The organism is Methanoregula sp. (genome assembly GCF_035543475.1).
In the GTDB taxonomy this organism is placed as follows: Archaea; Halobacteriota; Methanomicrobia; order Methanomicrobiales; family Methanospirillaceae; genus Methanoregula.
This window is the reverse complement of record NZ_DATKKA010000008.1, coordinates 1-11,865: the sequence shown is the minus strand read 5'-3', so window position 1 is coordinate 11,865 and position 11,865 is coordinate 1. Positions and strand designations below refer to the sequence as shown.

General features: G+C 56.0%; 15 protein-coding genes and 1 pseudogene. 11 read left to right on the top strand and 5 right to left on the bottom strand.

Features of this window, described 5'->3' with window-relative positions; translation table 11 throughout:
- Window positions 1-35: 35 nt before the first annotated feature.
- The 3 genes from VMS83_RS03500 to VMS83_RS03490 all read right to left on the bottom strand — a co-directional run bounded on the left by VMS83_RS03500 (window position 36) and on the right by VMS83_RS03490 (window position 1,510).
- Window positions 36-329, bottom strand: coding sequence for a DUF1294 domain-containing protein (locus VMS83_RS03500; protein WP_325409911.1), 294 nt, complete (start codon window positions 327-329; stop codon window positions 36-38).
- Window positions 330-418: 89 nt separating this feature from the next.
- Window positions 419-979, bottom strand: a complete 561-nt coding sequence (locus tag VMS83_RS03495) for a YeeE/YedE thiosulfate transporter family protein (RefSeq protein WP_325409910.1) — start codon at window positions 977-979, stop codon at window positions 419-421.
- Between the two features lie 6 nt (window positions 980-985).
- Entirely contained in the window at window positions 986-1,510 is a 525-nt protein-coding gene (locus VMS83_RS03490) for a YeeE/YedE thiosulfate transporter family protein (RefSeq protein ID WP_325409909.1), read from the bottom strand.
- Between the two features lie 162 nt (window positions 1,511-1,672).
- Between VMS83_RS03490 and VMS83_RS03485 the strand changes: the two genes are divergently transcribed.
- The 5 genes from VMS83_RS03485 to VMS83_RS03465 all read left to right on the top strand — a co-directional run bounded on the left by VMS83_RS03485 (window position 1,673) and on the right by VMS83_RS03465 (window position 5,049).
- Entirely contained in the window at window positions 1,673-2,887 is a 1,215-nt protein-coding gene (locus VMS83_RS03485; protein ID WP_325409908.1) for an Nre family DNA repair protein, read from the top strand.
- A 27-nt stretch (window positions 2,888-2,914) separates the two neighbouring features.
- Window positions 2,915-4,015 (top strand): DNA polymerase IV, encoded by a 1,101-nt coding sequence (dinB, locus tag VMS83_RS03480; protein WP_325409907.1) that lies wholly within the window; start codon window positions 2,915-2,917, stop codon window positions 4,013-4,015.
- Between the two features lie 67 nt (window positions 4,016-4,082).
- A complete protein-coding gene (gene eif1A, locus VMS83_RS03475) occupies window positions 4,083-4,448 on the top strand; it encodes a translation initiation factor eIF-1A (RefSeq protein WP_325410019.1) in 366 nt (121 codons plus the stop codon).
- Window positions 4,449-4,554: 106 nt separating this feature from the next.
- Entirely contained in the window at window positions 4,555-4,734 is a 180-nt protein-coding gene (locus VMS83_RS03470) for a hypothetical protein (RefSeq protein WP_325409906.1), read from the top strand.
- Window positions 4,735-4,872: 138 nt separating this feature from the next.
- The gene (locus tag VMS83_RS03465) at window positions 4,873-5,049 is read left to right on the top strand and encodes a CxxC-x17-CxxC domain-containing protein (protein ID WP_325409905.1); all 177 of its coding nucleotides are present in this window, start codon (window positions 4,873-4,875) and stop codon (window positions 5,047-5,049) included.
- A gap of 155 nt (window positions 5,050-5,204) precedes the next feature.
- Here VMS83_RS03465 and VMS83_RS03460 read toward each other — a convergent pair whose 3' ends face one another.
- Together VMS83_RS03460 and VMS83_RS03455 are read right to left on the bottom strand one after the other, a co-directional pair.
- Complete coding sequence (locus tag VMS83_RS03460; protein ID WP_325409904.1) at window positions 5,205-5,690, bottom strand: TspO/MBR family protein; 486 nt, start codon at window positions 5,688-5,690, stop codon at window positions 5,205-5,207.
- A 644-nt stretch (window positions 5,691-6,334) separates the two neighbouring features.
- Window positions 6,335-7,402 carry a hypothetical protein gene (locus VMS83_RS03455; protein ID WP_325409903.1) on the bottom strand — a complete coding sequence of 356 codons (1,068 nt, stop codon included), beginning with the start codon at window positions 7,400-7,402 and terminating at the stop codon, window positions 6,335-6,337.
- A gap of 171 nt (window positions 7,403-7,573) precedes the next feature.
- Here VMS83_RS03455 and VMS83_RS03450 point away from each other — a divergent pair, with 171 nt between their 5' ends.
- The 6 genes and pseudogenes from VMS83_RS03450 to VMS83_RS03425 all read left to right on the top strand — a co-directional run.
- Window positions 7,574-7,801, top strand: a complete 228-nt coding sequence (locus VMS83_RS03450) for a hypothetical protein (protein WP_325409902.1) — start codon at window positions 7,574-7,576, stop codon at window positions 7,799-7,801.
- Between the two features lie 148 nt (window positions 7,802-7,949).
- A complete protein-coding gene (locus tag VMS83_RS03445) occupies window positions 7,950-8,582 on the top strand; it encodes a LysE family translocator (RefSeq protein ID WP_325409901.1) in 633 nt (210 codons plus the stop codon).
- 178 nt (window positions 8,583-8,760) lie between these two features.
- Window positions 8,761-9,204 carry a MarR family transcriptional regulator gene (locus tag VMS83_RS03440; protein ID WP_325409900.1) on the top strand — a complete coding sequence of 148 codons (444 nt, stop codon included), beginning with the start codon at window positions 8,761-8,763 and terminating at the stop codon, window positions 9,202-9,204.
- Window positions 9,205-9,210: 6 nt separating this feature from the next.
- A complete protein-coding gene (locus tag VMS83_RS03435) occupies window positions 9,211-10,335 on the top strand; it encodes an ATP-binding cassette domain-containing protein (protein WP_325409899.1) in 1,125 nt (374 codons plus the stop codon).
- Between the two features lie 5 nt (window positions 10,336-10,340).
- Window positions 10,341-11,435 (top strand): ABC transporter permease, encoded by a 1,095-nt coding sequence (locus VMS83_RS03430; RefSeq protein ID WP_325410017.1) that lies wholly within the window; start codon window positions 10,341-10,343, stop codon window positions 11,433-11,435.
- 196 nt (window positions 11,436-11,631) lie between these two features.
- Window positions 11,632-11,865 (top strand): annotated as a pseudogene (locus VMS83_RS03425) (hypothetical protein); the annotation flags it as partial.

The window sequence follows — 11,865 nt, the reverse complement described above, 5'->3', positions numbered from 1 at the left end:
CGGTAATAAAGCAGGAGGGTTCCGGCAACGATCCTTTACCCCAGAGCGGGAACGGGCACCCCTGCCAGGTACAGGATGGCAGCGAGGTGGGCTGCAAGAAAGACGGGCACAAGATAAAATTTCAGCTTCCGGGTCTTGTGCCGGAAGAAGAGCATCGCCCCGCATGCACCAAACGGGGCCACAAGCGCAGCACCGAGAAGAGTGGATTCAGGAATCCGCCACCTGCCGGTCCGGGCGGCGCGCTTATCATAGCCATACAAGCAAAAAACCCCGGCATTTACGAGTGCATACAAAACAACGAGAGCAGGAGCCAGAGATGACAGGATCATAGCAGGGTGTCTTTTTTCATGCGATTATTCAGGGAGCGAGCATGCAGGGCAAAGCTGCGGGGAAAAAAGGGAGTCCTTATCTACCCCGTTTACAACCCGATGCCGGCCAGCAGGAGGAGGATGCCCACCATGCAGGCTTCGACAATGACAATCACTACCCACCGGTTCAGGTGCAGGAGTTCCGGGAGCGTCTGAGCCGAAAACGGCCCCTGGCAGAGGATGGGCTTAATCCTGGGGTACAGGTTCGCAAAAAGGCCTGAGCCCACAAGCAGGCCGAGGATCCCGCCGATGAGCGCATCAAGGGCCCCGGTCCCCGCTGCCCCGATTACCGTCCCCGGACAGAGACCGAGCAGTGCAAACCCGATCCCGAATATAATCCCGCCGATGAGGTTTGATCCCCATGAACCGGGGTAGACGTGCAGTTCCGCGTATCCATACCGGACGAGGAGGTGGACACCAATCATTGCGACAATGACCGCGGAGAGCATCACTTTTACCACGGTAAAGTTTTCCAGGAGGAGCTGCCCGATGATTACATCATAGCTGGTCACCCCGCCTTTCTGGAGGAAGAATCCAAAGAGGATACCGACAAGAAGCCCAAAGATGAGCTGGGCCCGCCCGTCATGGTGGATCCGGGTGCACAGGGGCATGACGAATCACACCCCTGCCGCATGGAAGAGTACAGACGCGGTGATGATGCCCCCGATAAAGAAGCAGGCAGCAGAGATGATGCTTGCAAGCGAGAGCTGGCTTGTGCCGCTGATGCCGTGGCCGCTCGTGCAGCCGCCCGCCCAGCGTGCTCCGAGGGCGAGGATAATACCCCCAAGAAACGCGACAAGGACCCGGAGGATCGCATTATTGCCAAAAGCGGCCGCCCAGAGCAGGGGCACCCATGAAAGGTGGAACTGGCCGGAGAGTGCGGCAGAGAGAAACGCACCGATGAAGATCCCGGGCAGGAGCATCAGCACCCCGTCAAACCGTGGGGGGATCTCTCGGTAAAATTCTTTTTTTTCTTCAACCGCCGGATCTGCAGCCTTCTCGATAAGTCCCCAGACCTTCATATAGGCAGACGAAGACCCGAGAGGGCGGTTACACAGGAAAAACGACAGGCAGACCACAACGCCTATACCGGCGCCTGCTGCATAAGGCGACCAGGTGGGCAGGAAGAGCGCATCAAACATACAGCAAACCTCGGATCCCGATAACCGGGGATTATCCATCTAGATATCGCGTACCCGGCGGAGATAAAGGTTTGTCCGCTCCTATCGGCAGGAGGGTGGAGTTCACTTTCATTCCGCGTCCCGAAGGGCTTTAATATCCCGGTACGAACCTCCTTTTCATCTATGATCCTCGGGAAAGGGGCCTACCTCAGGCAGCTGACCGCCGCCACGAGTCAGATGAAATCGGTAGCGGTGGGAAAGGAACTGGCCGGCAGTACCCCACCCTCGGTTTTTATCGGGAGCTACAACTACCCGGACATCTTTGCCGGCCCGATGATTGCTCCTGTCCACGGTGATACCGGCATCATGGACCGGCCCGAGGAGTGGATCACGGGCAGGTGCTCGCAGGAGGAGATTATCGGGTACCGGATGAATCTTGTCCGGGGAAAAAGGCTCAACAATGCGTTTGACCTCGACAACCAGTTTGTCGGAAAACTCCAGGAGATCGTTCTCTCGGAAAATTCCCTTGAGAGCGAGGCCTCATTTGAGACAGCCCCGGCCGGTCTCTCGTTTTCAGAGGAGCACACCCCGTTTGGGCCAAGCGCCCCGCTCGAACGCTTCGAGATCGAGGCCCAGCGCTGGGATCATTCCCTCGAGAAGGTCTATTACGATACCGATCTCCTCTCAAAGGACGCTGTCCTCGATCTCCACCGGCAGGGGATGGCATTCTCCACGATCCAGAAGGCATTTTCTGCAGGGACGATGGGTCATGCCGGGAACCGGCACTTCGTTCCCACCCGGTGGTCAATTACTGCCTGCGACACGATGATCGGCGACCACCTGCTCGCAAATGTCAGGAAATGCCCTGCCATAGATACCGTACGGTTGTACGAGTTCGCGAGCCTGAACAACCGGTACGCGGTGATTCTCCTCCCGACAGCGTGGCAGTATGAATGGACCGAGGCCTTTTTGCATGTCCTCGGGAACGAGGAGTATGTCTTCTCCGATTTCGAGGGGTTCAGGAAAAAGACCGGCTATTCGCCGCTTGGGGGCTGCTACTATTCCTGCAAGATGGCGGTGCTCGAAGAGCTTGCAAAAGAACAGAGGCAGGCAGGAGTGATTGTGCTGCGCGAAGCATTGCCCGGATATGTCCCGATGGGGGTCTTCAACGTCCGGGAGAACGTCAGGAGCGCGATGAAAGAGCGGCCCACAGAGTTCGAAGATCTCAAAGGGGCGCTTGGCCAGGTCTCGGAGCGTTTCACCCTGCCCATGCAGCGCTTTATCACTGAGACAACGCTCCTCAAAGACTGTCTCCGGCAGCGCCAGTGCACATTAAGCGACTTTGCTGCCCCAAAAACCGATCCCGTGCGAACGGGAGAAGCAGCAGGGGCAGTCTAGAGTTTCTGCCGTGGAAAGGAGGCCAACATGGACATGCAGACAGGAACAGCACACCAGCGAATCATCCTGCATGCTGATATGGACTGCTTCTATGCCGCCGTTGAGATGCACGACCGGCCGGAGATCGCGGGAAAGCCGGTGATTGTCGGTGCCGACCCACAGGGCGGGGGCGGGCGAGGCGTGGTCTCGACCTGTTCGTACGAGGCCCGCGCCTTCGGGGTCCGGTCCGCGATGCCGATCTCGCAGGCGTACCTGCTCTGCCCGGATGCGGTCTACCTCCGCCCCGACATGGGCCGGTATGCGGCGGTCTCCACAGAGATCATGAGGATCCTCAAAGAGACCGGCTACCGTGTCCAACAGGTGAGCATAGACGAGGCGTTCCTTGACATCAGCCCGGCCGGAGACTTTGATGCGGCCCGGAACCTTGCCCAGCGGCTCAAGCAGGAGATCCATGAGCGGGTAGGGATCAGCTGCTCACTCGGGGTCGCCCCATCCAAGATTGTTGCAAAGATCGCCTCCGGGTACCGGAAACCCGACGGCCTGACCGTGGTTACACCCGATGAGGTCCGGGATTTCCTTGCCCCGCTTCCGGTCCGGAAGATCCCGGGGATCGGGGGAAAGACCGGAACGCACCTTGAAGCCCTCGGGATTATATCCATCGGCGAGCTCGCCACGTGTGATATCCAGATCCTTGTGGGGGCGTTCGGGCGATCTGCAGGCCTGCTCCGCGAGGCGGCCCTTGGCCATGATGATAGCGAAGTCATCGAGCGCGATGGGGTCAAATCCATCTCGAAAGAAACCACCTTTGTGCACGACACCGACAACCCGGACGAGATCGCTGCCACCATGGATCTCCTCGTCCGCGAACTGGCGCAGACACTCATTGACGAGGGCCTGCAGTTTAAGACTGTCACGGTCCGGGTCAGGTACGGAGGGTTTGTCTCAAAGACAAAGGCAACGTCCCTTCTCCACTACCACAACGACGAGGCCACTATCCGTACCTCTGCCGGCGAGCTGCTCCGCGAGCTCTGGGACGGAACAACGATCCGACGGCTCGGCCTGCGTCTTTCGGGACTCAGGAAACCCGGGGCCGGCCAGCAGAGACTGCTCGGCCCGGAACCCCGGTGAGCGGGCCGCGTGCAAGGTCTGGACCGGTGCACGGATGGATACGTTAATTATTCGTAACGACATTTAAATATGCGGAGTTGGTGGCATCACCGATAATACCAGGAAAAAAAACGGCTCCGCGAGCGAGGAGGGGCCCGAAGAGTTTAATCCTGACGGTACACCTGTTGTCCGGGTCAGGCTGCCCAAGAAATGGAACAACGAGATGTTTGGCTCCGCCGATCTGATGATGGGGGCAAACCATATCCGGGTACGCTGCTTTGACGGGGTTACCCGTATGGGCCGGATCAAAGGGAAGATCAAGAAGCGTGTCTGGATCCGGGAAGGGGATACCCTGATCATCGTCCCGTGGAGTTTCCAGGACGACAAGTGCGATATCATCTACCGGTACCTTCCGCCCCAGGTGGACTGGCTGCGGAAGAACCGGTACCTGTAAATCCGACACACTCTTTTTTCTTATTCCCGCAGGTTGCTTATTCGATCGTGCCCGTTACTGCAAACCATTGCTTCATCGTGTCGCACAACAAAGTAAACCTGTATCCATGCATGACAACGCTGAGAAAATCCGGTTGATCCGCGAACGACTGACCCGCATCGGTATCGGGGAGCGGAGTATGAGTGATGAGATGATCCTCGCATCGTACAGCATCAGCAGTACCAGGCAGCTCTGCCGTGCCGAGAAGCACCAGCCACCCGTTCCTGATGGCAGAACCGGGGAATAACGGGCAGACTCTGGCCAGGGCAAACCCCTTTTTGCATGCTCTTTTGGCCGGGCTGCGGAGAGGATGTGCTCATCCAGAAGTAATTAAACTTGGACATCATCCAATCTTACACAGTTGTTTTAACTGTATGGGAACATCATGTACGGATCATCCAATTTTGGCGGTCGGGGTCCCCGCGATTTCGGCCAACGTGAAATGACAAAAGCTACCTGTGCAGACTGCGGAAAAGAATGCGAAGTGCCGTTCAAGCCCACCGAGGGCCGGCCCGTATACTGCCGGGACTGCCTGCCGAAGCACCGGAAGCCCCGGTTCTAAGGGTTAAAACCGGTTTCTTATTTCCCTTTTTTAGAGTATCCGTGGTGCTTTTGCCCGGATTGCGTGGGTATATTGTCCATGTCCGGCAGCCGGTATTCCGCACGGCCCGGATAACGTACCATAAAAATGGTCCGGCTATCCTGTGGCAGGTCTTTTCAGTTGATCATCCAGATGCCGGCATTTAAGGTCGCGGCAAAGCAGCACCACGCAAGGTAGGGAACAAGCAGCCACGCGGCCGGTGCAGAGATGCGCCGGAAGACAAGCGCTGTTGCCGCAATAAGGATAATAAGAAGCAGGAGCACGGCAAGCGCCGCAGCAATGGCATGCATACCAAAGAAGACCAGCGACCAGCCGAAGTTGAGGGCAAGCTGGGCGGCGAAGAGGAGGAGGCCCTGACGGGCAAGGGGCGTTCCGGTCCCTTCCTGAATGACAAGAAAGAGGGCGCTTCCCATGAGGATGTACAGGATCGTCCAGGCCGGGGCAAAAACCCATGCCGGCGGGGTAAATGTGGGTTTCGTAAGCCCGGCATACCAGCCGTTGATACTGCCGGAGGTAAAGACGGAACCGGCAAACCCGACGATAAGGGGAAGGGTAATGCAGGCAATAAAGAGGAGGGCAGTGCGGGACCGGGATGTATCCATGGGTGTACCGGTGCGTGCCATGGACATGAAGGTGACGGTGGGGGCAGGGGACGGGCGATATACCCTGGCACCCCCATTTACAGGATTGTTCCGTGTCGTGCAGCCGATCCTGATATCGAAACAATCGGGAACCCTCATATGTCGTGTCGCTTTTTTTCGAAAATCTCCAGCTCCCAACCCGCTCATTAAAAAAAAAATCTTCAGCAGCTGATTGACAGATTTTCCGGAATCTTCAGATCCAGACCCGAACTTTTTTTAAAATCCTCAGTTGCTGAGTCGCTTTTTTTCCGGAATCCTCAGCTCCAGACCCGAACTTTTTTTAAAATCTTCCGCTGCAGAGCCACACTTTTTCCGGAATCCGTAGCTGCCGATTTGATCTTTTTTGACCGGTACGGCTACGGGATCACACTTCTCCGTCGGAGAATGTGATGATTATAAGTGGGTTGCCCATCTCCGGCCCGGAAACGATGCCGATCTTTTTTTGAAATCCCCAGCTGATAAGCCACATATTTTCCGGAATCCTCAGCTCGCGATTCGCACATTTTTGAAAATTTTCAGCAGATGAGTGACAGATTTTCCGGAATCTTTAGCTCCTGGCCCGTTCTTTTTTTAAAATCCTCAGCTGCCGGGCCACTCTTTTTTCGTTATCCTGCAAACACACGTTCCCAGAGCATCACCACGATCTCGAAGGCGATGAGCAGGATCACCACCCACTCAAGGAAGTTCGAGTGCTGGATCCTCACCTCATCGGAAAGCATCGAGTAGTTCTCGCGGATCACATCGATCTTCCGGCTCACGCTCTCGCTCCACTGGCTGCTCCGCAGGATCTTGAGGGCGGAGGCATAGACCCGGGCATAATAGACGTCCTCGGTCACCTTGATCAGGTTATCGACCTTCTCGATCGTCTCCGAGATCTCCGCGGACGTCTTCATCTGGTGTTTCATGATGGCATGGTACTGGCGGCTCCGGGAAAACCAGGACAACCGGTCCGCATGCTCGATATCATCGTACATCCGCGCCATCTCACGGGTGAGTTCCCGGTCATAATACCGGAGTTCGAGCACCTGCACGTTCGCAAACTCGATGAGATCGATAAGATCTGTCGGGCTCTCGGGGCCGCACAGCAGGGCTGAGTCCCACGAGATCACGGCAAGATCCTCGTTTGAGTAACTCAGGGAGTTCTTTATGATATCCTCCCGTATCTGGGGAGACACGCAGACCCGGTCCCCCAGCAGCAGCGGCACCGGATCGATGGTGTCGTCCCGCCTATCAGTCACGTAGATAGTATAATCCTCGTAAAAGTCCGGGTCGATCGCAAAATTCTTGATATGCGGCTTGATGATCTCCCCCAGAGTATTGAGATACTGGAGAAAGAAATCCGAGAGCCCTTCCTGCCCGGCGAACCGGAACGCAAGCTCCTCGAGTCCCCGGTGATCTGCTGGTTCATCATCATAGATGAAACAGAGGCTGATCACCCCGATATCGTAGACCCGGGCAACTGCTGAGAACTCGTACGAGCGCCCTTCCCGTTCCACCGTGACCGGCAGCATGCGGATCAGGAGCGGTGACGACTCAATCATAATGGACTTGGGCTTGACCCGGACAAAACTGGTACGGGCGGTAAAATAATTCCGGGCCAGGGACTTTTCCAGCCAGTCGATGTCGATCTCCCGACCGATATCATAGATGCGGTAAAACCGGAGTGAAATCATACTTTACGCCTCCGTATGAAAGATTCGCGATATGGCAGTACCATTGTTCCCGGAGCACGATAAAACCATGTACCGATCCTGTCAGACGGATCCGGGGCCAGGGAGGTGAAGGAAGAGCACCGTGCACACACGTGCGCGTGGAGATTTATATCCCGGCAGCACAAACCAACGATGGAGATAGTGGGAATGTATACTGATTTTTTGTCCGTGGGCATGGTTACGGTCGTCGGGCTCATGGCAGGTACGGCAATCGGCCTGTTTGTCGGGTACCTCGCAAAGCTGCAGAAGGCCCGCTGGACTGATATGACCGGCCGCGAGAAATCACTGAATATCGCACTGGTTGTGGTGTGTTCCGTGATCTGTATCGCCGTGCTTGGATGGCAATTCCTCCTGAATTAATCCCGGTAGATTCCCGGTTCCTCTTTTTACCGGCTCCAAAGAACCGCCCTGCGAGGGATTGCCTTCCATAAAGTGACAGATTGATGATACCGGACATGCAACAGGTAACGGTACATGCGGTGAGAGAGAGACCGCACGAGGCAGGCACGTGGAGACCGGATCGTTCATCAACGGTATCATCATCGGTATTGCCTTAGCCGCACCGGTAGGGCCTATCGCGTTCGTATGCATCCAGCGGTCGCTTGCTTACGGGCGCCTGCACGGGATCACCTCCGGTCTCGGCATTGCAACGGCGGATGCCTTTTACGCCGCGGTGACAGCATTCGGCCTTGCACTTATCTCGGATTTCCTGCTCGCCCGCCAGTGGTTCTTCCGTCTCTTCGGAGGGGCAGCCCTGATTGCGGTAGGGATCCGGATCATGCTTGCCGGGCCGCCTGCTGCAACTCCCGCCCCGGAAAAAGAGTCCTATGTCGCTGACTACTCCACGATGCTTGCCCTGACGCTTGCAAACCCGCTCACCATTGTCTTTTTTACCCTCATTATCCCGAGCTTCGGCGTGGTGCTCAGCGGGAATACCGGCATTACCCCTGCGCTCTTTGTTACCGGTGTCTTCCTGGGGGAGATGGGGTGGTGGATCTTCCTGTGCGGGACGCTGGGATCCATGCGGGATTACCTGACCCGCGAACGCCTCCACCTGATCAACCGCCTCGCCGGCCTGGTGATCACCGCGTTTGGGGCGGTACTGATCGCATCCCTGTTTGTGACCAGTGAAGTAGTTTAAGGGAAAACCAGCGTGCATTTCCCGCGTGGACTTCTGTTCCCTGTACTCCGGGGATATGACCCATGCCGCTTTTCGGGAGTTGCAGCAAAAAGGGTATTCGCTCTGGATCGTTCACTGATACAATAGTTCACTTATTTAACTATTAAACTGAAAAACTAGTTCAGGGAGTTGAACCCAGATGGCTGAAGATATACGGGATCGCGCTGCTGATGCACTTCTCGCACTCATACCCCTTTACTACAAGAACGTGATCCGGCACCGGCCCTCAATCACCGGTATCCAGGTAGCCCAGCTCCATACGCTTGGCGTGCTGATGAAGGCAAAATCCCTGACCATGTCAGAGATAGGTAATCGCCTCTACATCTCGCGCCCCTATATGACACGGCTGGCTGACCTGATGATAGCAGACGGCCTGGTGGAGCGTCGCCCGGATCCTGCCGATCGCCGGGTGATTAACCTTGCGATTACGGAGAAAGGGAAAAAATATCTCCGGCAATCGCTCACCTGGTACAAGAATGACCTCAAAGAGAATCTGTCCGGCCTGAACGATGAGGACGTCGGAAATCTGTGCACGGCACTGGAAGATACTTACCAGATACTCTTAAAACTCCAGACGGGGTGAGCCATTGTGGAACTTTTCGAACGCATAACACGAACCTCACCGGATTCCCCGGGGGATACTGATGCTCCACAGGGGGCCAGCGGCAGTACCGGTGGCGCCCGGCCGGCAGAACAGAATGGATGGGACAACGCTGACGACTCGGCGATCATCCGGATCGACCACCTCTCCAAGGTCTTTGCCAGCAAGACCAAGACCGTGATAGCTGTCAACGATGTTTCTTTCGAGGTAAAACGCGGGGAGATCTTTGGCCTTCTCGGAGCAAACGGAGCCGGGAAGAGCACGCTCATCAGGATTCTCACGACCCTGCTTTCCCCGACATCGGGCCAGGCATTTGTCAACAACTACGACATCACTGAAGACCCGGAGAAGATCCGGGAGATCATCGGGGTCTGTGCACAGAACTATACCAGCGATTCTGAGCTGACTGCATACGATAACCTCGAATTCTACGGGAAACTCGAAAATGTCCCGGACAGCATTCTCCCGGACCGGATCTGGGAACTGTTAAAGATGGCCGGCCTCGCCGACCGTGCCTATATGCCGGTGGGCACGTTCTCCGGGGGTATGAAACGCAAACTCGAGATCGTACGGGCCTTCATCCACCGCCCGCTCATCCTGTTCCTCGACGAGCCCACCATCGGCCTTGACCCTGAAGCCCGCCGTGAGGTCTGGCAGCAGATCATGATGCTCAACCGCGAGCATACAACGATCATCCTCACCACCCACTACATGGATGAAGCGGAAAAACTCTGTGGGAGGATCGCCTTTGTAGAGCGGGGCAAACTAATCGCGCTCGATACCCTGGAAAATCTCCGGAAACTGATCCCGGCGGGGGATCTTATTGAGATCGGTATCGATCACATGGATGCCCCCGTTGAGGAGAACCTCCGCAGCGTTCCTCTTGTCAACGCGGTATCGGTTGTCGAGCATAAGGTCACCATCTCGGCAACAAACGGCAGCCAGGCAATCCCCTCCATCCTTGCAATATTCGATAAATTCCAGATTCCCATCAGCTCCCTTTCCATCCGTTCCCCTTCGCTCGAGGACATCTTCATCTACCTCACCGGCAAGGGCCTGGACAACGGAAACGGGGAGGGAAATGATACGCCCGGTCCGGGCAGGAGACGGTAGCCGTGATGCGGGGGCCCCTTGCAATCTTTAAACGGGATTTCAAAAAGTTCCTGAGTAACCCGTTCATCATCATGATGACGCTTTTTATGCCCATCATGTACCTGATCGTCTTCGGGAGCGCGATGGGTGGGACCATCAGCCACATCCCGGTCGGCGTAGTCCAGGAAGTCCCGCCCTACAATGACACTCCGCTTTTCACGAGTGCGGCGTACCAGCTCAACCACATCAGTCAGGGCAGCGAGAACAATGCAGAAAAACAGCTGGATGTCATCATTTACGCGGATGAAGCCCAGGCCAAACAGGATCTGGAGAATGGGAAGATTTCTGCTGTCATCGTTTTTCCGTCATCCGTCTCAAACGATAACGCCGTCCGGCTCTACGTGGACAGTTCGGATTCCATCACCCCCCCTCTTGTCGAAGAAGCGGTGACCCAGGTCATGCTGGGTCTTGGGGCAAAAAACCCGATCATCGTCGATAAAATTTATGGTGACATCACCTATCTCCAGTTCTTTGGCGTGGGTGTCATCATGATGGCTATCTTCACCTCCACCATGTTCGGCGGTGGGATCGCGCTCATCAAGGACCGGGAGAACGGTATCCATGAGGGGTACCTGGTCACCCCGGTAAAACGATCAAGCATCGTCATGGGGATCATCTCGAGCGGAACCGTGAGGGCATTTATCGCCGGGTTTACCATATTCTGGATCGATCTGCTGATAACCGGCATCGCCCTCCAGAGTTTTCAGGATTTCCTGCTCGTCCTCCTGGTTATCCTTATCGCCTGCATGGGGGTGACAAGCCTTGTGGTCTCCTTTGCATCCCGTTTCTCCTCGCAGCAGGAATACTCCTCGGTCATCGCGTTCTTTAACCTCATGCTTTTTATGACATCAGGAGCTTTCTACCCGGTCATCGGGATGCCGGGCTGGTTGCGCTGGATTACGGTCATCAACCCGGAGTATTACGGGATCCATGCACTGAGGAGTATCATCCTGAGGAACCAGGGGCTCAACGTGATTGGGATCGATCTTATCGCTTTGTTAATCTTCTCTTCGGTCATGATCATCCTCGGCATTGTCACCTTCAGGAGGACGCTGGAATGAGCGAACCTCTGGCGGTGTGCGGGTGTGGGCATGAGGAAGGCTGTCTTCCCCGGATGTCACAAAAACAAGGAAGACGGGATGTGAAAATCGGGGGGAACAAAGCTACCTGCGTTCAGGAGATGAGGACAGGAGGGGGATATATATGATAGGGATTTCAACCGGTACTAAAATTCAGACATCTTTTTCGAGGATCGGCATGAATGGAATAAACCAAACACTACCCACCGCAGCAAGGGACACCTCCGGGACCGGGCAAGGGCGGCATGTGCACCGGGCAAATCTGTTGTGGCTGCTCAGTCTAGCCCTGTTCATTGTGGCGCTGGCGATAATTTCGCCGGCGAGTGCGGGGACGCAGGTCATGGCGGGGAGCCCTGCGTTATCAGCGCACATAGCGGGTACGAACGAGTTTTCGCCCGGGGACGACGTGTAT

Coding starts and splice junctions, on each gene's coding strand:
- VMS83_RS03465 (WP_325409905.1), top strand. CDS start 4,873: ATGTACGGATCATCCAATTTTGGCGGTCGGGGTCCCCGCGATTTCGGC.
- VMS83_RS03430 (WP_325410017.1), top strand. CDS start 10,341: ATGCGGGGGCCCCTTGCAATCTTTAAACGGGATTTCAAAAAGTTCCTG.
- VMS83_RS03455 (WP_325409903.1), bottom strand. CDS start 7,402: ATGATTTCACTCCGGTTTTACCGCATCTATGATATCGGTCGGGAGATC.
- VMS83_RS03500 (WP_325409911.1), bottom strand. CDS start 329: ATGATCCTGTCATCTCTGGCTCCTGCTCTCGTTGTTTTGTATGCACTC.
- VMS83_RS03450 (WP_325409902.1), top strand. CDS start 7,574: ATGGAGATAGTGGGAATGTATACTGATTTTTTGTCCGTGGGCATGGTT.
- VMS83_RS03470 (WP_325409906.1), top strand. CDS start 4,555: ATGCATGACAACGCTGAGAAAATCCGGTTGATCCGCGAACGACTGACC.
- VMS83_RS03440 (WP_325409900.1), top strand. CDS start 8,761: ATGGCTGAAGATATACGGGATCGCGCTGCTGATGCACTTCTCGCACTC.
- dinB (WP_325409907.1), top strand. CDS start 2,915: ATGGACATGCAGACAGGAACAGCACACCAGCGAATCATCCTGCATGCT.
- VMS83_RS03490 (WP_325409909.1), bottom strand. CDS start 1,510: ATGTTTGATGCGCTCTTCCTGCCCACCTGGTCGCCTTATGCAGCAGGC.
- VMS83_RS03485 (WP_325409908.1), top strand. CDS start 1,673: ATGATCCTCGGGAAAGGGGCCTACCTCAGGCAGCTGACCGCCGCCACG.
- VMS83_RS03460 (WP_325409904.1), bottom strand. CDS start 5,690: ATGGATACATCCCGGTCCCGCACTGCCCTCCTCTTTATTGCCTGCATT.
- VMS83_RS03495 (WP_325409910.1), bottom strand. CDS start 979: ATGCCCCTGTGCACCCGGATCCACCATGACGGGCGGGCCCAGCTCATC.